Annotated in this window: 18 protein-coding genes; 8 read left to right on the top strand and 10 right to left on the bottom strand. The window is 62.5% G+C overall.

Annotated elements, in window-relative coordinates; translation table 11 throughout:
- Positions 1-12 precede the first annotated feature (12 nt).
- Together GWG65_RS20325 and GWG65_RS20330 are read right to left on the bottom strand one after the other, a co-directional pair.
- Entirely contained in the window at positions 13-1,704 is a 1,692-nt protein-coding gene (locus GWG65_RS20325) for a benzoate-CoA ligase family protein (protein WP_275197318.1), read from the bottom strand.
- A 148-nt stretch (positions 1,705-1,852) separates the two neighbouring features.
- The gene (locus GWG65_RS20330) at positions 1,853-2,344 is read right to left on the bottom strand and encodes a MarR family transcriptional regulator (RefSeq protein ID WP_275197418.1); all 492 of its coding nucleotides are present in this window, start codon (positions 2,342-2,344) and stop codon (positions 1,853-1,855) included.
- A gap of 278 nt (positions 2,345-2,622) precedes the next feature.
- On the opposite strand from GWG65_RS20330, the gene GWG65_RS20335 reads away from it, so the two are divergent.
- Positions 2,623-3,798 carry an ABC transporter substrate-binding protein gene (locus GWG65_RS20335; RefSeq protein ID WP_275197319.1) on the top strand — a complete coding sequence of 392 codons (1,176 nt, stop codon included), beginning with the start codon at positions 2,623-2,625 and terminating at the stop codon, positions 3,796-3,798.
- Between the two features lie 30 nt (positions 3,799-3,828).
- Positions 3,829-4,284 (top strand): cupin domain-containing protein, encoded by a 456-nt coding sequence (locus GWG65_RS20340; protein ID WP_275197320.1) that lies wholly within the window; start codon positions 3,829-3,831, stop codon positions 4,282-4,284.
- Between the two features lie 8 nt (positions 4,285-4,292).
- On the opposite strand, the gene GWG65_RS20345 is transcribed toward GWG65_RS20340, so the two are convergent.
- The 4 genes from GWG65_RS20345 to GWG65_RS20360 form a co-directional block, all read right to left on the bottom strand.
- Complete coding sequence (locus tag GWG65_RS20345) at positions 4,293-5,543, bottom strand: flavin-dependent oxidoreductase (protein WP_275197321.1); 1,251 nt, start codon at positions 5,541-5,543, stop codon at positions 4,293-4,295.
- Between the two features lie 54 nt (positions 5,544-5,597).
- The gene (locus tag GWG65_RS20350) at positions 5,598-7,949 is read right to left on the bottom strand and encodes a bifunctional salicylyl-CoA 5-hydroxylase/oxidoreductase (RefSeq protein WP_275197322.1); all 2,352 of its coding nucleotides are present in this window, start codon (positions 7,947-7,949) and stop codon (positions 5,598-5,600) included.
- 97 nt (positions 7,950-8,046) lie between these two features.
- Positions 8,047-8,883, bottom strand: coding sequence for an enoyl-CoA hydratase family protein (locus GWG65_RS20355; RefSeq protein ID WP_275197323.1), 837 nt, complete (start codon positions 8,881-8,883; stop codon positions 8,047-8,049).
- Positions 8,884-8,924: 41 nt separating this feature from the next.
- Positions 8,925-9,686, bottom strand: coding sequence for an SDR family oxidoreductase (locus GWG65_RS20360; protein WP_275197324.1), 762 nt, complete (start codon positions 9,684-9,686; stop codon positions 8,925-8,927).
- Positions 9,687-9,869: 183 nt separating this feature from the next.
- Here GWG65_RS20360 and GWG65_RS20365 point away from each other — a divergent pair, with 183 nt between their 5' ends.
- The 5 genes from GWG65_RS20365 to GWG65_RS20385 are packed head-to-tail and all read left to right on the top strand — an operon-like array spanning position 9,870 to position 15,602.
- Positions 9,870-10,700: an alpha/beta hydrolase gene (locus GWG65_RS20365; protein ID WP_275197325.1), complete on the top strand. Its 831-nt coding sequence runs from the start codon at positions 9,870-9,872 to the stop codon at positions 10,698-10,700.
- Complete coding sequence (locus GWG65_RS20370; protein ID WP_275197326.1) at positions 10,697-11,986, top strand: acyl-CoA dehydrogenase family protein; 1,290 nt, start codon at positions 10,697-10,699, stop codon at positions 11,984-11,986. Before GWG65_RS20365 ends, GWG65_RS20370 begins: the two co-directional genes overlap by 4 nt.
- 2 nt (positions 11,987-11,988) lie before the next feature.
- Entirely contained in the window at positions 11,989-13,524 is a 1,536-nt protein-coding gene (locus tag GWG65_RS20375; protein ID WP_275197327.1) for a long-chain-fatty-acid--CoA ligase, read from the top strand.
- Entirely contained in the window at positions 13,521-14,609 is a 1,089-nt protein-coding gene (locus tag GWG65_RS20380) for an NAD/NADP-dependent octopine/nopaline dehydrogenase family protein (protein ID WP_275197328.1), read from the top strand. Before GWG65_RS20375 ends, GWG65_RS20380 begins: the two co-directional genes overlap by 4 nt.
- Before the next feature lie 3 nt (positions 14,610-14,612).
- The gene (locus tag GWG65_RS20385) at positions 14,613-15,602 is read left to right on the top strand and encodes a 3-hydroxybutyryl-CoA dehydrogenase (RefSeq protein WP_275197329.1); all 990 of its coding nucleotides are present in this window, start codon (positions 14,613-14,615) and stop codon (positions 15,600-15,602) included.
- On the opposite strand, the gene GWG65_RS20390 is transcribed toward GWG65_RS20385, so the two are convergent.
- From GWG65_RS20390 to GWG65_RS20405, 4 genes are read right to left on the bottom strand one after another with little or no spacing between them, the layout of a single operon-like run.
- Complete coding sequence (locus GWG65_RS20390; protein ID WP_275197330.1) at positions 15,599-16,645, bottom strand: peptidase M29; 1,047 nt, start codon at positions 16,643-16,645, stop codon at positions 15,599-15,601. The two genes, GWG65_RS20385 and GWG65_RS20390, sit on opposite strands and share 4 nt — an antisense overlap.
- A gap of 38 nt (positions 16,646-16,683) precedes the next feature.
- Positions 16,684-17,451, bottom strand: coding sequence for an ABC transporter permease subunit (locus GWG65_RS20395; protein WP_275197331.1), 768 nt, complete (start codon positions 17,449-17,451; stop codon positions 16,684-16,686).
- Positions 17,448-18,233, bottom strand: coding sequence for an ABC transporter permease (locus tag GWG65_RS20400; RefSeq protein WP_275197332.1), 786 nt, complete (start codon positions 18,231-18,233; stop codon positions 17,448-17,450). Before GWG65_RS20400 ends, GWG65_RS20395 begins: the two co-directional genes overlap by 4 nt.
- A complete protein-coding gene (locus GWG65_RS20405; protein WP_275197333.1) occupies positions 18,230-19,075 on the bottom strand; it encodes an ABC transporter ATP-binding protein in 846 nt (281 codons plus the stop codon). Before GWG65_RS20405 ends, GWG65_RS20400 begins: the two co-directional genes overlap by 4 nt.
- Between GWG65_RS20405 and GWG65_RS20410 the strand changes: the two genes are divergently transcribed.
- Positions 19,002-19,172: a hypothetical protein gene (locus tag GWG65_RS20410; RefSeq protein ID WP_275197421.1), complete on the top strand. Its 171-nt coding sequence runs from the start codon at positions 19,002-19,004 to the stop codon at positions 19,170-19,172. The genes GWG65_RS20405 and GWG65_RS20410 overlap by 74 nt on opposite strands.

Consider the following 19,172-nt stretch of genomic DNA (forward strand, 5'->3'; position numbering starts at 1 on the left):
TCTATCCTTTTCTCATTCTGCCGCGACGCCCGATGACGTCGCTGCGGCTTGCGCCAGTTGCCGCAGGGCAAAGCGCTTCAACTTGCCGGTCTCTGTCTTCGGCAATTGCGTCACAAACTCGATCGCGCGCGGATATTTGTAAGGCGCGATCTCGCGCTTGACATGCTCCTGCAATTCAGCCGCGAGCTGGGCATCCGGCGTTACGCCGGGTGCGGCGATCACATAGGCCTTCACGATCATTCCGCGCGCCTCGTCCGGCGCACCGACGACTCCACACTCGACGACAGACGGATGCGTGAGCAGCGCCGCCTCGACATCCGTGCCGGCGATATTGTACCCGGCCGACACGATCATGTCGTCGGAGCGTGACTGATACCAGAAGTAGCCGTCGGTATCCATCAGGTAGGTGTCGCCGGTGATGTTCCAGCCGTTCTGGACGTATTTGCGCTGGCGGTCGTCAGCGAGATAGCGACAGCCGGTCGGCCCGCGCACCGCAAGGCGCCCCATCGTGCCCGGTGGCACATCATTGCCGGCGTCATCGACGATCTTTGCCTCATAGCCCGGAACGGGCTTGCCGGTCGCCCCAGGGCGGATCTCATCTTCGGTCGCGCTGATGAAGATGTGCAGCATCTCGGTCGCGCCGATGCCGTCCATCAGCTTGATGCCGGTCGCCTTGAGCCAGGCATCGAAGGTCGGCTTGGGCAGCGTCTCGCCCGCCGAGACGCACTTGCGGAGCGAGGAAATGTCGCGGCCTGCGAGCTTGCCGATCATGGCCCGATACGCCGTTGGCGCCGTGAAGCAGACGGTGGTCTTGTACTGCTCGATCGCCGTCAGGATATCGTCGGGCGTCGTCTTCTCCAGCACAACGAAGGAAGCGCCGATATGCATCGGGAACAGCACGCCGCCGAAACCGAAGGTGAAAGCAAGCGGCGCCGAGCCGACGAAGCGGTCCTTCTGCTCGGCCCGCAAAATATTGTGCGCATAGCCGTCGCACACCGCCAGCATGTCCCGATGGAAATGTATGGTGCCCTTGGGATCGCCGGTCGTGCCCGACGTGAAGGCGATCAGGCAGATGTCGTCGGAGGCGGTATCGACCGCCCTGAACTCGGGACTTGCGTCGGCGATCAACGCATCGAGCGAGTCCGCCGCACCGTCGCCCCAATACACGACCCGCTTGAGAGCGGGCGCGACCGCTTTCGTCTTTTCCATCTCGTCGGAAAGCTTCCCGTCACAGAGCGCGAGCGCGATCTCGGCCTTCTGGATCGGATAGGACAGCTCCTTGGCGCGCAGCAGCGGCATGGTGGCGACGACGATGCCGCCGGCCTTGATCACCGCGAGATAGGTCGCAACCATCATCGGATTGTTGGCCGAACGCAGCAGCACGCGGCCGCCGGTCACCAGACCGAGCTCGCCGACCAGCACATTGGCGATGCGGTTCACGAGCGCTTGCAGCTCGCGATAGCTGTAGCTGACGGCGGGACTGATGACGCAGGGCGCATCGCCATGCCCCTGCTCGACCCAACGATCGAGGAAATAGCTGACGCAGTTCAATCGCTGCGGATAGTGCAGCTCCGGCCGCGTGAAGATGAATTCGGGCCAGAGCTCTCGCGGCGGCAGATGTTGCCGCGCAAACGTATCGACATGGGCGGTCGCGGCGTTGCCGTCATGCGAGCCCGAGACTTGAACCTTGGCGGCGTTGGCCATCGCACGCTCCTTTCAGCATGGAAAGCACCCGGCAGCACTAACTTGGAAACATTTTAGGCTTAAAACAATTTCGCGCAATAGCCGATTTTGGGCAGCCCATGCTTTTTCCTGCGGCAAATGGGGTCGGTGGGCGCGGAAGCCCGCTGACCTAGGTGCGGCGGCGACCGGCCGATTTCTGGGCCGACGCCTTGGTCTTGGCCAGCAGCCGCATCAGCTCGCGCACATCCTTCGGAGAAAGATCGGCGAAGAGATCCGCGATCCAGGTCTCGTGTTCCGCAGCCATTCTGCGAAAATCGGCCCGACCAAGCTTGGTGAGCCGGATCACCTGAACCCGACGGTCGGTGTCGGACGTGCGACGATCGAGATGGCCGGATTCCACGAGCCGCTCGACGAGGCCGGTGACGTTGCCGTTGGACACCATCATGCGCTTGGAGACATCGGAGAGGGTCATGCCGTCAGGCGCCTTGTCGAGCTGCGCCATCAAATCGAAACGGGGCAACGTGACGTCAAAGCGCTGCCGCAACCGGCCGCGGACCTCGCCCTCGATCAGGGTCGTGCAGGTCAAGAGGCGCAGCCACAGCCGCAGCTCTTCGGCGTGGTCCTCCGGCGTTTCAACGGCCTTGGTCTCGGAATCGAGCATCTGGGGTGCAGTCACTGGCGGCTGGCATTGGCGCCGGCACGGATTCCCTAACATTTTGAGCTTCAAATAAATTGGCGGTCGCCGCAAGTCCAAAGCTGCAACAATCGACCGCAGCCAATTTCTTTTAGGCTTCAAATAATTGGCCCGCAGCTTGCATGAATGCTGCCCGCGATGAGGCTACGCGCGCGGCCTTGCTTGCCGCGGAAGCCATCATCGGCATAAGCTCGGATCGGATTACACGGCTTGCGACGCAAGCCCGACAGTCACGGGGACAGATCATGAAGACCCAATTGATTTTTGCCACGGCCGCTTTGCTGCTCGGCACCGCGGTGAACCCTGTCCTCGCGCAAGAGAAGATCAAGTTGGGTGTGATCGTGACCCTGTCGGGACCCGCCGCCGCGCTTGGCCAACAGGTGCGCGACGGCTTTGCGCTCGCGGTGAAGGATCTCGGCGGCAAGATGGGCGGCCGGGATGTCGAGGTCGTCGTGGTCGACGACGAGCTCAAGCCGGATGCGGCGGTGACCAAGGTCAAGGGTCTGCTGGAGCGCGAAAAGGTCGACTTCGTGGTCGGCCCGATCTTCTCCAATATTCTCCAGGCAATCCACCGGCCTGTCACGGAATCGAAGACCTTTCTGATCAGCCCCAATGCCGGTCCGTCCACCTTCGCCGGCAAGGACTGCAATCCGTTCTTCTATGTGACGTCGTACCAGAACGATCAGGTCCACGAGATCCTCGGCAAGGTGGCGCAGGATCGAGGATACAAGCGGATGTATCTGATGGTGCCGAACTATCAGGCGGGCAAGGATTCGGTCGCCGGCTTCAAGCTCGATTACAAGGGCGAGATCGTCGAAGAATCCTACATGCCGCTGAACACGCTGGACTTTCAGCCGGAGCTTTCCAAGATTTCGTCGCAGAAACCCGACGCGCTCTTCACGTTCATGCCGGGCGGCCTCGGCGTCAACCTCGTGAAGCAATACCGGCAGGCGGGCCTTGCCGATAGCATTCCGGTGCTCTCGGCCTTCACCGTTGATGAATCGACCCTGCCGGCGCAGCAGGATGCCGCCGTCGGCATGTTCGGCGGCGCGAACTGGGCGCCCAATCTCGACAATCCCCAGAACAAGAAGTTCGTTGCCGCCTATGAGGCTGCCTATAACGGCGTGCCCGGCACCTATGCCTTCCAGGCGTACGATGCCGCGATGCTGATCGACAGCGCCGTCAAGGCGGTGAAGGGCGATCTCTCCAACAAGGACGCCGTTGGGGCCGCGTTGAAGAAGGCCGACTTCACTTCGCTGCGCGGCTCCTTCAAGTTCAACGCCAACGGCTATCCGATTCAGGACTTTTATCTCACCAAGGTCGCCAAGCGTCCGGACGGAAAGTTTCAGACCGAGATCGTCCAGAAGGTCTTTGAGAACTACGGCGATCGCTATGCCAAAGATTGCAAGGCGGCGAACTAGGGCCGCGCGTCAAGTTACGGGAGGACATCAATGAAAAGCGAAATCACCGGCATCACGCGGGCCAATGAGGGCATCCAGGGCATTTCCTGGAACATCCTCGGCCAGACCTACGTACCAAAGAGCTACGCCGAGCACAGCTTCTCCTGGCACGCGACGCTGCCGCCGGGCACATTCGTGCCGCCGCACATTCATCCCGACCAGGACGAATACCTCTATATGCTCGAGGGTAAGCTCGACTTCATGCTCGGGAATTCGGAGTCGCAGGCGACCGCGGGCGACCTGATCCGTCTCGGCATGGGCGTGCCGCATGGCATCTTCAACAAGTCGGAGCAGACCGCCAAGGTGCTGTTCTGGGTCTCGCCGACCCGCAAGCTTTTCGACCTGTTCTGGGGCCTTCACAACATGAAGGAACAGAAGCCGGAGGACGTGGTGGCGATGGCCGCCGAGTTCAACATCCACTTCCTGCCGCCACCTCCCGGCGGCTAGCGGCGGTTTTAAGCGCGCACTGCCGCGAGGCCAGGCACCGCGGCGAAGCCGGCTTTGGTGGCATAGCCGCGCACGATCGCCTCGCGCTGGGAATAGCTCAGCACGTTGTCGACATTGTCGAACCCGTCAGGCGCAAGTTGCTCAACCGCGTCGATGACGCCCTCGGGACCGCCGCGCCGGTTGGATCGGACAATATCCGCGGTCATCGGCAGGCGCTTCTTCTCGTATTCCAGCAGCGCCTGGCGCGGGTGCTCGGCACGTACCAGCGCGTCGGCGAGGCAGCGCGCATCGAGGATCGCCTGCGATGCGCCGTTCGAGCCGACCGGATACATCGGATGCGCGGCATCGCCAAGCAGCGTGACGCGGCCGAACGACCAATAGGGCAAGGGATCGCGGTCGCAGGTCGGATATTCGTAGAATTCAGGCGTCGCCGAGATCAGGCTCTTCACGTCGATGTAGGGCACGGAAAAGCGCGCGACATGCGGCATCAGATCTTCACGCCGGCCCGGCCGCGACCAGTCTTCTTTCCGCGGCGGTGGGGCATTGCCCTCGCCGACCTTCACAAGCACGGCCCAATTGGTCAGGCGGCTCGCGGGGCTCGATCCCTCGGCAATCGGATAGATCACCACCTTGGCATTGAGCCCACCAGCCACGATCATCGATTTTCCGGTGAGAAACAGCGGCCAGTCGCGCGCCCCGCGCCACAACATCAGCCCGTTCCAGCAGGGCGGCCCCTCGTTCGGGAACAGCGTCTCGCGGACGCGCGAGTGGATGCCGTCAGCGCCGATCAGGATATCGCCGCGCGCGGTGTGAATGTGCGCGCCCGCGCGATCGAAGAAATAGGCCGTCACGCCGCCTTCATCCTGCGTGAAGGCGCCAAGCCGGGAGCCGGCGTGAATCGCCTCGGGCCCGAGCCGCTCCTCGACAGCGCGATGAATGACGCCCTGAAGCCGGCCGCGATGAATCGAGAATTGCGGAACGTCGTGTCCTGCGTCGATGCCGCGGGCTTCGCGCCAGACTTCCTGGCCGTGGCGGTTGAGGTAATAGAGTTGGTCGGTCCGAATTGCGACGTCATCGAGCTTCTGCAACAGGCCGAGGCCTGCGAGCTCGCGCATGGCATGCGGCAGTGTGTTGATGCCGACGCCGAGTTCTCGGATGGTATCGGCCTGCTCGAAAATCTCGCAACCGACACCGCGCGAGCGCAGCATCAATGCCGTGGTGAGACCACCGATACCGCCACCGACGATAATCGCCTTCATCGCCCTAACTCCACTCGATACACGCAGGCAATGGGGTTAACGTCGCATGGGCAGTCACTCCGCCGCAAGCGGCTTTGTCGCCTCCGCCTTGAGTTCGGCCCGGGTCTTGGGCTTAGCCTTAATTCTCAGCTCCTCGAGATCCTGCCGGTCGCGCTCGCTGTTGCGGAAAATTTGCTCTTTTCCAGGTAGATATTGCGGCGGGCAGAACGTGCCGTCCGCCCCGTACCAGGCCGCCGCCTTCATGGTGAAGAAGGGGTCAACCAGATGCGGCCGCCCCAGCGCAACGAGATCCGCCCGGCCGGCGGCCAAAATCGTATTGGCCTGGTCCGCGGTCGTGATGTTGCCGACGCACATGGTGGCAATGCGGGCCTCGTTGCGGACCTGGTCGGAAAATGGTGTCTGGAACATGCGCCCGTAGATTGGCTGCGCATCGCGCACGGTCTGCCCGGTCGAGACGTCGACGAGATCGACACCGGCTTCGGCAAAGGCGCGCGCGATGGCGACGGCTTTGTCACCGTCAATGCCGCCTTCGGCCCAGTCGGTTGCGGAAATACGTACCGACATCGGCTTGTGCGACGGCCACACCGCCCGCAACGCTTCGAACACCTCGAGCGGAAAGCGCAAGCGGTTCGCCAGCGAGCCGCCGTATTCGTCCGTCCGGGTATTCGTCAGCGGTGAGATGAAGCTCGCGAGCAGATAGCCGTGGGCGCAGTGCAATTCGAGCATATCGAAGCCGCAGCGCTCGCCGCGCTCGGCCGCCACAACGAATACATCTCTCACCGCGTCCATGCCCGCGCGATCGAGCTCGCGCGGCACCTGGCTGTCGGGGAAATAGGGCAGCGGCGATGCCGAGAACACTTCCCAGCCACCCTCGTCCAGCGGCCGGTCGATGCCGTCCCACATCAGCTTGGTCGCACCCTTGCGGCCGGCGTGGCCCAGCTGCAGGCAGATCTTCGCCGCCGAATTGCCGTGGACGAAATCCACGATGCGTCGCCAAGACGCCTCTTGCTCGTCGTTCCAAAGGCCAGCGCAGCCCGGCGTGATCCGGGCGTCGCGGCTGACACAGGTCATCTCGGTGAAGATCAGGCCGGCGCCACCGATCGCGCGCGAGCCATAATGCACCAGATGAAAGTCGGTCGGCACGCCTTCCTTGGCCGAATACATGCACATCGGCGATACCACCGCGCGATTGACGATCTCCATCTCGCGCAAGCGGAATGGCTGAAACAGCGGTACCATCGGCTTGTTGGTATCGACATCAAAGCCGTCGTCGCGAACCTGCTTGGCAAACGACTTATCAACCTCCGCGACGAAATCCGGAGCGCGTAGCTTCAGGTTATCATAAGTGATCGCCTTCGACCGCGTCATCACGCCGAACGCGAACTGCACGGGATCAAAATCCCAGAAGCGATCGACGTGCTCGAACCACACCAGTGAGACGTCGGCAGCGTGTTGCGTTTTCTCGACTTCCTCGCGGCGGCCGTGCTCATAGACCTCCAGCGCAGCCTTGATGCTGGGCGCGTTCTGCATCGCCTCGGCAAGCGCAATGGCGTCTTCCATCGCGAGCTTGGTGCCGGAGCCGATGGAGAAATGCGCGCTCGCCTTGGCGTCGCCAAGCAGCACCATGTTGTCCTTGACCCAGCGCTTGCTACGGATCATCGGGAAATTGCGCCACATCGAGCGGTTGGTGAGCAGCTGGTGCCCGTCGAGGAACCAGCCGAAGATGTCGGCCATCCGCGCCGCGGACTGGGTCTCGTTCAGCCCGGTCAATCCTGCCCGCTCGAACGTCTTCGGATCAGTCTCGAAGATCCAGGTCGAGTGCCCGGCTTCGTATTGATAGGCGTGGGCGATGAAAGGCCCCCACTCCGTCTCCTGGAAGATGAAGGTGAACGCATCAAGCGGCTTGGTCGAGCCCATCCAGGCGAACTTGTTGCTGCGGACGTCGACTTCCGGCTGGAAGTGGTCGACATATTTTTCGCGGAAGCGGCTGTTGATGCCGTCGGCAAGCAGGATCAGATCGGCGTCGGCGAAGCGGGCATCATCGTCGATATCCACTTCGAAAAGCAATTTGACGCCGAGCTCGCGCGCCCGCTCCTGAAGGATCAGGAGCAGTTTCTGCCTTGAGCAGCCGCAGAAACCGTTGCCGCCGACCCGATGCACCGCGCCGCGAAAATGCACGGCGATGTCGTCCCAATAGGCGAATTCCTGCGTGATGCGCCGATAACTCGGAAGATCATGTTTTTCGAAGTTGTCCAGCGTGGCGTCCGAGAATACCACCCCGAAGCCGAAAGTGTCGTCGGCCCGATTGCGCTCATACACCGTGATCTCGGCACTTGGTCGCTGCTTCTTGAGCAGGATCGCAGCGTAGAGACCCGCAGGTCCACCACCGATGATCGCGACTTTCATGGGAGCCTCGCCAATTCAACCGGGCACGAAACTATTTTAAGCCTAAAATAATTTCGCGGCAAGCCCCCATTCCGTTGGGTGGATAGCAAGGCCCGATTTAGTCGCCCCTGAAGACCGGCTTGACCTTGTTGGCGAAGGCCTCGAAGGCGCGCCCGAAATCGGCTGTCGTCATGCACAGCGCTTGAGCAATAGCCTCCGCTTCGATCGCCTCTTCCACCGACATCGCCCATTCCATCGCCAGCATCCGCTTGGTCATGGTGTTGGCGAAGGTCGGTCCTTCGGCGATTTGCCTGGCCAGCAGCTGCGCCTGGGGCAGCACCTGCTCCGGCGTGACGATGCGGCTGAAGAAACCCCAGCGTTCCCCCTCCTCAGCGGTCATGAACCGGCCGGTATAAAGTAGCTCGGAAGCGCGGGACTGTCCGATGATACGCGGCAGGATCGCGCACGCACCCATGTCGCAGCCGGCAAGGCCCACCTTATTGAACAGGAATGCAACCTTGGCCCCGCTCGCGGCGAGGCGCATGTCGGAGGCCATAGCGACGATTGCACCGGCCCCCGCACAGATGCCCTCGACTGCCGCCACGATCGGCTGCGGGCACGCCCGCATCGCCTTGACAAGGTCACCCGTCATTCGCGTAAAGGCGGTCAGCCCCTTGGTGTCCATTTTGACGAGCGGGCCGATGATCTCGAACACGTCGCCGCCGGACGAGAAATTGCCGCCGGCGCCGGTGACGACAATGACCTTGACCGCATCGTCGAACGCACAGGCTCGGAAAAAATCGGTCAGCTCTCGATAGCTCTCGAACGTCAATGGATTCTTCCGCTCGGGACGATTGAGCGTTACGGTGGCAACCCCATCGACCACGGCCAACAGGAAGTGCTCCGGCGAATAGTCCGCGAGCGGCACGGTCACGGGATTGGCTGGTCTGCTCATGCGATCTCCTTAGCTTCCTTGTTCCGCGCGTGCTGTGCGCGCTAGATCTCGCCACCGGCGACGGCAATCGCCTGTCCTGTGATCGCGCCCGCGCCCTCGCCGCACAGCCAAAGCACGGCGTCTGCTACCTCCTGAGGTGCGATCAGACGCCCCTGCGGATTGTGCTTCGCAAGCTCGGCAACCGCCTGCTCGCGGCTACGACTGGTCTTCTTCATGATATTTTCGATACTGCCGGCAACCAGATCGGTGTCCGTGAAGCCCGGACACACCGCATTCACGGTCACGTTGCTGCCGGCCATCTCAAGGGCAAGCGAACGTACCAAGCCGATCACGGCGTGCTTGGCGGCAGTGTACGCGCTCACATAGGCATAGCCTTTCAGTCCGGCCGTTGATGCAATAGCCACGATGCGTCCGTAGGGACGATCCTTCATTCCCGGCAGCACCGCGCGGACGGCGTGGACCACGCCCATGAAGTTGACGTCCATCATGCGCGCGAAGAGCGCACTGTCTGACTTCGAGAACGGCGCGGATTCAGCGCTGCCGGCGTTGGCGATCAGGATATCAATGGGTTGTCGTGCGTGCGCTTCGGCGATGGCCGCCTTCAACGCAGCTTCGTCCGAAACGTCGGCGACAGCGCCGAAATGTGCCGCCCCTGCGCTGATCGCCTCATCGAGAGTTGCTGCATTCCGGCCCAGCACCGTGACCGTGGCACCGGCACCGACAAAAGCCGCCGCAATCGCGCGACCTATGCCGCGGCCGCCACCGGTCACCAGCGCGTGCGTCGAATGCGGCAATCCGGACATGCGCTGACTCCCTGACATCTATTGGTCGCCCCTCGATATATTTTAACCTTCAAGTTTTTGCAACGAAGCGTCTCAAACGGGGCGCGGTGAGGCTCGGCCCGAAAATTGCTTTAAGCATAAAATTATCTCTTCCCATCCCCTGCAGGCCTGTTAGCATCCTCAGACGAAGCAAAAGGATATCACGTGTCGCAACCCGCGCCGATGATAACAAAGGACGGTCGCTTCGCCTACGAAAGCGCAGGCGATCCGGGCGCGATACCTTTGATCTTCCTGCATGGAATCGGCGGCGCGGCGCGGGCCTGGCGGCATCAGCTTGCTAGGTTCGGCGACCGCTTTCATGCGATCGCGTGGGACATGCCTGGCTATGGCGGCTCGGCGCCGCTTGCGAGCGTCAGTATCGCTGCCTTGGCGGATGCACTCCAGCAATTCATCGAGCAGCTTGGCGTCGCCAAGCCCATTCTGGTCGGTCATTCGATCGGCGGCATGATCGTCCAGAAGTGGCTCGTCCAGTTTCCGCAGCTGGCACGTGCAGTCGTCCTGGCCCAGACGAGCCCAGCCTTCGGCAAGGCCGATGGCGACTGGCAGAAATCGTTCATCGCTGCGCGGCTCGGGCCGCTTGATCGGGGCGAAACCATGAAGTCGCTGGCGCCTTCCCTAGTGAAAGAGCTGGTCGGCGATGATCCCGATCCGGAAGGGATGGAACTCGCACGCGAGTGCATGGCAAGTGTGCCAGAAGCAAGCTATCGCGCGATGATGCTGGCCCTGATCGGGTTCGACCAGCGTAGCTCCCTCAAGGATATTTCCGTACCGACGCTGCTGCTGTCCGGTTCCAGGGATAACAACGCCCCCGCCCCGATGATGGCGAAGACGGCGACGTACGTTCCTTCAGCCGAATATGTCGAGCTTGCCGGTGTCGGCCATCTCGCCAATCTTGAGCGCCCTGAGGCTTTCGACGCGGCTCTCAGTCGGTTCTTGGAAGCTGTCGTGGCCAAAACACAGGTGACCGCACAATGACCCTGCAAGTCAGCAAGACCATTGGCGCCACGGATAAGGTCGCACTTGATGCGCCGATCTTCGATCCAGTCGCGTTCCGCTTGAGCGACGAGCAGGCCGGCATCATCGCGCGGGCGCGCGAGATCGGCCAGAGCGTGTTCGCCGCTCGCGCTGCGGCCTACGACCGCGAAGCTATCTTTCCGTCCGAAAATTATCGCGACCTGCATCGCGTCGGTCTGCTCGGCATTGCCGTTCCCAAGAAGCACGGCGGTCTCGGCGCGAGCTACCAGACGTACGCGCTGGCAGCAGCCGAGATCGGCCGCTATTGCGGCGCAACGGCGCTCACCTGGAATATGCACGTCTGCTCGACCCTGTGGTCGGGCCCCCTTGCCGACGATCTCGACATGGATGCCGGGACTCGCGCTGAACACGAGCGGCGACGGGCAATCCACTACAAGCGCATCGTCGAGGACGGCGCGATCTATTCGCAGCCATTCTCGGAGGGCGGTGCAGCGGCGGCAGGTGGCGTCGCCTTCGGCACGGAAGCAAGGCCGGTCGAGGGCGGCTGGATCGTCAACGGCAAGAAGATCTTTGCGTCGCTCTCCGGCCACGCCGACTATTACGGCGTGCTCTGCACCGAGATCGAGGAAGGCGAGAAGGCCTCGCGCCGCAATACCCTCTACCTCGCCACTCCTGCGACATCGCAAGGCGTCTCGGTCGTCGGCGACTGGGATCCGCTCGGCATGCGCGGCACGGTCTCGCGGACGCTCCTGTTCAAGGACGTGTTTGTGCCGCACGATTCGGCGTTGATGCCACGCGGTGTCTACTTTCAGGCCGCGATGCGCTGGCCGCACATGTTTCTGACGCTGTCCCCGACCTATATGGGTCTCGCGCAGGCAGCTTACGACTTCACCGTGCGCTATCTGCGCGGCGGGCTGCCCGGCATGCCGCCAGTCAAGCGCAGAATGTATCCGACCAAGCAAATTGCAGTTGCTCAGATGCAGATCAAGCTCGAGCAGATCAAGGCGATCTGGTTCCAGGCCGTCACCGAGGCGCGCGCCAACCCAAGCAAGGAGCAAGTACTGCGTGCCTATGCCGCGCAATATTCGGTGATGGAAGGCGCCAACGAGCTCGCGGCTCTCGCAATCCGCACCTGCGGCGGTCAGGCCATGCTTCGGTCACTGCCGCTGGAGCGGATCTATCGTGACAGCCGCTGCGGTTCGCTGATGCTGCCCTGGACAGCCGAGCTCTGCCTCGACCGTATCGGGCGCGAGGCATTGTACGAGGCCGGCGAAACGGACGATTGACGGTGGACCTCTGTAGTCTGATCGATCGCAACGCGGCGTTTGCGCCAGACAAGACAGCCATCGCCTTCGAAGGGGACCGGCTGAGCTATGCCACGTTGGCCGCGCGCATAGAGCGGATCGCGACGGCATTGAAGCAGGAATTCGGCGTCGGCCGGGGCGACCGCGTGGCTATCCTGAGCCTGAACCGGCCGGACTATCTGGTCCTGCTCTACGCATGCGCACGGCTCGGCGCGATGCTGGTGCCCCTGAACTGGCGATTGGCCGTCGCCGAGCAACTCTTCATCCTCTCGGACGCTGGCGCCAAGGTTTTGGTACTCGAGCAAGCATTTGCGGAAGTGCTTCCCGAGCTGGAGCGGACCTCGCTGGGAACAGCCGTCATCGGCTTTGACTTCACCCCGCTTCGCGGCGCAATATTTGAAAGTCTGCTGGCACGCGGTGAGGGTAGTGCACGAAACCCGCACACCGACCTCTCCTGTCCGCTCCTCATCGTCTACACGTCAGGGACGACCGGACGACCGAAGGGCGCCGTGCTGCGTCAGGACGCGCTGTTCTGGAACGGGATCATGAGCCAGCACATGCACAACATGACGTCCAACGACCACGTGCTGACCGTGTTGCCGTTCTTCCATGTCGGCGGCCTCAACATCCAGACCACACCGGCGCTCCAGCTTGGTGCGACCGTCACGATCCATGCACGCTTCACGCCAGAGGCTGCGCTCGCCGCCATCGCGCAGGAGCGGCCGACACTGACGGTGATGGTCCCGGCCATCATTCAGGCCGTGAGCGACCATCCCGACTGGGCTACCACCGAGCTCTCGTCGCTGAAGGCTGTCGCGACTGGTTCGACCATCGTACCACCGCATCTGATTGATCGCTTCGTCGCACGCGGTATTCCAGTGCTTCAGGTCTACGGTTCGACCGAAACCTGCCCCATTGCAATTTACACGCGGCTTGGCGGCGATCATTCTCGCGCGGGATCGACCGGACTTACCGGCTTGTGCTGCGAGGCCAAGGTGATCGATCAGGGCGGCACCGAAGTGCCGGCGGGCACACCAGGCGAGATCGCGGTGCGCGGCCCCAACGTGTTTTTCGAATATTGGGGCAATGCGGACGCCACGCGCGATGCGTTGCAGGACGGCTGGTATCGCACCGGCGATATCGGCCTGTGCGACGCCGACGGCTATTTCTGGGTCCGCGACCGCAAGAAGAACATGATCATTTCCGGCGGCGAGAACATCTATCCAGCCGAGGTCGAACGCGTCTTGCTGGAACATCCTGATGTCAGCGAATGCGCCGTGATCGGCCGACCGGACCCGCGCTGGGATGAGGTCCCGGTCGCCTATGTGATCAGGCGATCCGGGTCCCGGCTTGAAGCCGACGAACTAAGAACACACCTTCAGGCGCAGCTCGCGCGTTACAAAGTTCCGCGCGATGTCGTCTTCGTCGCCGACCTGCCGCGCACGGCGCTGGGCAAAGTCCAGCATTTCCTGCTGAAGCAGCTTGATGCGCAGTCTCGCGCGCAGGGAGAAGCATCTTGAAGATTGCGGTTCTGGGCGGCGGGAACGGCTCTTTTGCAGCCGCGGGCGACTTTGCACTATCGGGGCATGAGGTCCGGCTCTGGCGCCGCGACGCAGATAAAGTCGCGGCCCATCGCGCCGCCGGCTCTCGCATCCTGATGAAGGACCACAACGGCCGCCACGACCTCGAGCTCGCACTCGTCACGACCGACTTGGCCGAAGCCGTCGGCGGCGCCGAACTGATCCTGTGTCCTGCCCCTGCTTTCGCGCAGCCCGACATTGCCCGCCTGCTTGCTCCGCACCTACGGGACGGCCAGGTCGTGTTTTTACCACCGGCAACTTTCGGCTCGATGATCTTCGCGCAAGCTGCACGGGATGCCGGCAGTCGCGCCAAGGCGAGCTTTGCGGAAACGGGTACGTTGCCGTGGCTGACCCGAAAGCACGGGCCGTTCGAGGTCGCGATCACCATCCGCGCCAAGCGGCTGCCGGTCGGCGTGTTTCCGCTCGATCAGGCGCCGCACGCAATCGAGGTGGTCGGACGTGCGTTTCCTGGCGTGATCGAACCGTGCGGCGACGCACTTTCCGGCGCGCTGATGAATGCCGGCCCCATCATCCATCCACCACTGATCGTGATGAACGCAGGCCCTATCGAACATTTCGAAAAGTGGGATATTCACAAGGAGGGAACTCAAGCTGCGATCCGGCGGGTCACAGACACGCTCGATGCCGAGCGGATCGCAGTGCGTGAGGCGCTCGGATACGGCGCGCCGCATTTCCCGCTTGCTCATCACTATGCCAAGGAAGGCGAGATCTGGATGTATGGCCGCGGCTCGCATGACCGGCTGACAGATTCCGGCGACTGGCGCGAACGCGTCGTCCTGACTGAGCATCGCTACATGCGGGAGGATCTGCGGCTCGGGCTGTCGCTGCTGGTCTCCGTCGCCGCGAAGGCCGGCGTGGCGACGCCACTGGCGAAAGCGTTCCTGGCGATCGGCGGCGCGATCTGCGGTGAGGATTTTGCGCAAGGCGGCCGAACACTGGAAACGCTGGGGCTTGGCAACCTCGGCAAAGCCGAACTGCAGACGCTGCTTCGCAAGGGATTTTGACCGATGACGCCTCGCGCCAATATCGCCTGTCTCGGCGCTGGCCGCATGGGGCGCGGCATCGCCGTCGCGTTCGCCTATGCGGGACACAGCGTCACCATGATCGACGTCAAGGCCCGTTCCGCAGAAGACTTCGCCAGGCTGGAAGCGGACGCACTCGGCGAAGTCGGGAAGACATTTGCCAGCCTGTCGAGCCTCGGGCTGCTGACCGAAGCAGACGTCGCTCCGCTCGTCGCGCGGGTCGCGGTGGTACCGACCAGCCGCAGCGAGCCGGCACTATCCGATGCCCAAATGGTCTTTGAGGGCGTTCCTGAGATCGTCGAGCTTAAGCGCGAGGTGCTGGGCTCTGCCTCGAGGCAGGTTCGTCCCGACACGATCATCGCATCGACGACGTCCACCATCCTCGTCGATGATCTGTCCAGCGCGGTCGAAAGCCCTCGCCGCTTCCTCAATGTGCACTGGCTGAATCCGGCCTATCTGATCCCGCTGGTGGAAGTTTCGCCCGGCAAAGCAACCGATCCCGCCATCATCGATGAGGTCAAGGTGTTGCTGGAGGGTATCGGCAAGGTCCCGGTGGTCTGCGCGGCGACGCCCGGCTTCATCGTGCCACGCATCCAGGCGCTTGCGATGAATGAAGCCGCGCGCATGGTCGAGGAAGGTGTCGCCAGCGCAGAGGAGATCGACAAGGCGATCCGCTACGGCTTTGGCTTCCGCTACGCCGTGCTCGGACTGCTGGAATTCATCGACTGGGGCGGAGGCGACATTCTCTACTACGCCAGCCGCTATCTCGAAGGCGCCCTGGGCAGCGATCGTTATCGCGCGCCGGAGGTGATTTCGCGGAACATGCAGGAAGGCAAGATCGGCCTGCGAACGGGAGCGGGTTTCCTCGATTATTCCGGCCTTGACGTCGACGCCTACCGCCTGGAACGGCTCAAAGCCATGGTCGAACTGCTCAGGCACTTCGGGCTTGCCCGCCCGCCAATACTTGATCGTTAGCCGAAGACGTCCTGGAGCACGCCTTCCCGCACCACCGCGACACCATCGAGCTCGATGGTCGTTCCCATCATTGGCAGGTCGAAATGACCCGCCGTGTAGCGGCCGGCGAATTCGTTGGCGCCAGTCGAGAACAGGAAGTTGCCGGAGACTGCGCGAATCTCCGTACCGTTGGTGTCGCGCTGGTCGTACATCGACAGCGCCTCGTAGCGCGCGCCGGGGTTCATGCCGAACCCGACATGCGACACGGCATAGGCCTCGCGATCGCCCCAGGCGGCCAGATACGCGCGCATCATCGCGGCATCCGTGCCCTCGCCTTCCAGCTCGACGACATAATCATCCTTCAGCGTCATCTTCACTGGCGACGTCAGGTAACGCTTGAAAGTGAGATTGATATCGCCTGGCGCCATAACCAGCGCACCGTTGATCGTCCCGCTTTTGGGAAAGCTGACCACGATTCCACCCGGCCAATGCGCCAGCGTGCCCGGCTTATCCGTCCAGCCCCACACCCCGACCGTGGAAGCTCCCACCATATCAACATCGAGCGCAGTGCCAGCCCTTGAGGTAACCCGCATCCGCTTGGTCCCGCGCAGCATCTTGGCCGCCGCCCTAACGCGCTTTTCCAGCGCGGGATCCGGCACCATCCGCTCCAGCGCCTCGGGATGTTCGTTGGAAATCACCAGGATGCGCGCACCGGCCTTCAGGATCTCGGGCGTCTCGACCGCGTGCATCAAGCCTTCGATGGTGCAGTCCACCACGAACCCGGCCTGCTGAAGTGCGCTGACCACCGGAGTCAGCCGCTGAATCGCCTCGCTCGCCCCTGTCGAACGAACCGGGACCACGTGCCGGTTGCGCGGGGTCGGCAGCACCAGATGGAACGGCCGCGCCCCCATGCGCAGCAGAGCAAGCTCGGCCAGATGCACGTTCAGTGCGCGCGATTGCGTTTCCGACAGGATCGCCGCGGTATCGCCGGCCTTGACCGCGCATCGTTCAAAAATCTCGCAAAATGCGTCGATCCATTTTGCTTCGATGCGATCAGCCAGCATGTCTCACTCCCGGTATCGTGGTTTCTTGTTCGGTCAGATCACGCTTCGGGAAAGCCCCGCAAGAGGTACGATCGCAAGGCCCCCAACAGGCCGTTCAGGATCAAACCAAGCAGCGAGATCGTAATCAACGGTACGAACATGTCGACCGCCTGAAACGTTCGGGCCGCCGTCACGAGGGCATGGCCCAGCCCGTCCGTCGACGTGATCATCTCGGCCAGAAACACCACGATGCAGGAAATGACAAGGCCGATGCGGCAGCCCGTCAGAATCGACGGCATCGCTGCGGGCAGCACCACCTTGAAGAGGATCTCGTAGCGCGGTGTCCCCGCCGCCATGGCCGACCAGATCAGCTTCTGCTCGACGGTCGACGCGCCATAGTAGGTAGACAGCAAAATCGGAAAGAGCGCGTCCGCGGCCACCAAGGTGACCTTCGATCCATGGCCGAAACCGAGCAGCAGCAGAAGCGCCGGATAGAGCGCGACCTTCGGCAAAGGCGCCAGCACGCGCACGATCGGGCGGACTATGGCATTGATCGCAGGACTGGCGGCGGCGGCGATGCCGACACCCACGCCAAGCACGACCGCAATCGCGAAGCCGGCAAACAGCCGGATCAAAGTCGCCGCGATCTCCTGTTGAAACGTCCACGTCACGAGTTGCTGGAGCAGTCGCCCGAAGACCGCTCCTGGCGGCGGCAGCAAGGCTGCGGGCGCAAGGCCGGATGACACGAGGCCCTGCCATACCGCGATCACCAACACGATTGGCACGAGCCCAAGAGCGACATTTGTCGGGAGGAGTCGTGAGGTCATGAGAAGCTCAGCGGCAGGTCGAATTGAGGCTCGGACCAACGCACAAGCCTTGCGCGGATCCGCTCGAAGGCCGCATCAAGGCAAATTCCCATCGCCCCAACGATGACGATCATCGCAAAGACCGTGTCGTACTGGCCCATATCGAGCGCATTGAACAGGATATTCCCGGCGCCGGACTGGCGGGCGATCATCTCGCTGGTGATCATTGTGATCAGCGCCAGTACCAGCCCGGTGCGGCACCCGGTCAGAATCTCCGGCAGCGCTGCCGGCAGCACGATCCGGACCAAACGCTGCAGGGGTGAGAGCCCCATCGCCGCGCCGGACCACAGCATCTTCTCTTCGACAGCCTTGGCCCCTTCAAAACTGTGATAAATCACCGGCAGGCTGACACCGAGGAAGATCACCAGCGTCTTCGTGATGTCGCCGACACCGAGCCACAGCATGATGATCGGCATCAGGGCGGCCTTGGGCACTGGATAAATGATCATCAGCAGCGGATTGAAGAACGCCGCGACGGCGCGGCTGCGGCCCATCAATAGTCCCAGCGGGATCGAGAAGAGCACCGCGACACCAAACCCGATCGCCATACGGCGAAGCGACGCCAGAATGTTGATCAGCGCCTCCTTGTCGCCGAGGATGTCCGGGATCGCACGGATCGCCTCGATCGCGGTCGGAAAGCTGTCGTTCTTCAGCGCGAGCGACGCGATTTGCCATATCGCCAGCAGCCCGATGCAGGCGAACACCGGGGCGGTACGTCTGGCCAGGGCAGCCGGCGACATCATGACGGTGATCCGGCTTCGTCGCTTTCATCGAACATGCGCTCGATGTCGACGACGTATTTTTGGTAACGGGCGTCAAGCAATAGCTCGCTGCGACGACGCGGCCGCGGCAGATCGATGTCGATGACCTGCCGGATACGGCCGGGAGACTTCGACATCATCACGACCTTGTCCGACAGGAAGACGGCTTCATCGACTGAGTGAGTGACGAACAACACTGTCTTGCGGTCACGCTCCCAGATGTTCAGGAGATCATTCTGCAAGCGCGTCCGGGTGTGCGCGTCGAGCGCACCGAACGGCTCGTCCATCAATAGAACTTCGGGGTGGTAGGCCAGCGTCCGGGCCAGGGCTACGCGCTGCTTCATGCCGCCCGACAGTTCCTTGGGATAGAAATTCTCGTAGCCTTTGAGCCCGACCATTTCGATCAAAGCCCGGCTCTGTGCTTCGGCCTCAGCGGCACGCACGCCTTGCTGGCGCGGGCCATACATCACATTGCCAAGCACGGTCTTCCAGGGAAACAGCGCGAACTCCTGAAACACCGGTCCGCGATCCGGGCCGGGCCCGGTGATCGCCTTTTCCTTCATCTTTGCTGCGCCGCTGGTCGGGCTCACGAAGCCTCCGACGATGTAGAGCAGCGTTGACTTGCCGCAGCCGGACGGACCGAGAATGGAAACGAAAGCTCTCTCTTCGATCGTCAAGGAGATGTCCGATAAAGCCAGATGATCCTTGCGCGACGAGGTCTGAAATACCTGCGAAACCTGGTCGATCTCGATGATTGCAGAAGCCGGCTTTTGTGGCGTCACCGGTTTCACCCATTCGCTCGATCTCGAAGGCACTACCTTCATCCCGTCTCTCGCCTCACTGGCGCGCGAACGTTGCGCAACCGATCTGCTGAATGTCCTCCATCAGCGGCACGAGCTTAGCAAGAAACTTGCCAAATAG

The organism is Bradyrhizobium sp. CSA207, assembly GCF_029051685.1.
Taxonomy (GTDB): Bacteria; Pseudomonadota; Alphaproteobacteria; order Rhizobiales; family Xanthobacteraceae; genus Bradyrhizobium.

What these genes read in the sequence shown, in the direction of transcription:
- GWG65_RS20325 (WP_275197318.1), bottom strand. Translation starts at nt 1,704, where the DNA reads ATGGCCAACGCCGCCAAGGTTCAAGTCTCGGGCTCGCATGACGGCAAC.
- GWG65_RS20330 (WP_275197418.1), bottom strand. Translation starts at nt 2,344, where the DNA reads ATGCTCGATTCCGAGACCAAGGCCGTTGAAACGCCGGAGGACCACGCC.
- GWG65_RS20335 (WP_275197319.1), top strand. Translation starts at nt 2,623, where the DNA reads ATGAAGACCCAATTGATTTTTGCCACGGCCGCTTTGCTGCTCGGCACC.
- GWG65_RS20340 (WP_275197320.1), top strand. Translation starts at nt 3,829, where the DNA reads ATGAAAAGCGAAATCACCGGCATCACGCGGGCCAATGAGGGCATCCAG.
- GWG65_RS20345 (WP_275197321.1), bottom strand. Translation starts at nt 5,543, where the DNA reads ATGAAGGCGATTATCGTCGGTGGCGGTATCGGTGGTCTCACCACGGCA.
- GWG65_RS20350 (WP_275197322.1), bottom strand. Translation starts at nt 7,949, where the DNA reads ATGAAAGTCGCGATCATCGGTGGTGGACCTGCGGGTCTCTACGCTGCG.
- GWG65_RS20355 (WP_275197323.1), bottom strand. Translation starts at nt 8,883, where the DNA reads ATGAGCAGACCAGCCAATCCCGTGACCGTGCCGCTCGCGGACTATTCG.
- GWG65_RS20360 (WP_275197324.1), bottom strand. Translation starts at nt 9,686, where the DNA reads ATGTCCGGATTGCCGCATTCGACGCACGCGCTGGTGACCGGTGGCGGC.
- GWG65_RS20370 (WP_275197326.1), top strand. Translation starts at nt 10,697, where the DNA reads ATGACCCTGCAAGTCAGCAAGACCATTGGCGCCACGGATAAGGTCGCA.
- GWG65_RS20385 (WP_275197329.1), top strand. Translation starts at nt 14,613, where the DNA reads ATGACGCCTCGCGCCAATATCGCCTGTCTCGGCGCTGGCCGCATGGGG.
- GWG65_RS20390 (WP_275197330.1), bottom strand. Translation starts at nt 16,645, where the DNA reads ATGCTGGCTGATCGCATCGAAGCAAAATGGATCGACGCATTTTGCGAG.
- GWG65_RS20395 (WP_275197331.1), bottom strand. Translation starts at nt 17,451, where the DNA reads ATGACCTCACGACTCCTCCCGACAAATGTCGCTCTTGGGCTCGTGCCA.
- GWG65_RS20400 (WP_275197332.1), bottom strand. Translation starts at nt 18,233, where the DNA reads ATGATGTCGCCGGCTGCCCTGGCCAGACGTACCGCCCCGGTGTTCGCC.
- GWG65_RS20410 (WP_275197421.1), top strand. Translation starts at nt 19,002, where the DNA reads ATGATTGCAGAAGCCGGCTTTTGTGGCGTCACCGGTTTCACCCATTCG.
- GWG65_RS20405 (WP_275197333.1), bottom strand. Translation starts at nt 19,075, where the DNA reads ATGAAGGTAGTGCCTTCGAGATCGAGCGAATGGGTGAAACCGGTGACG.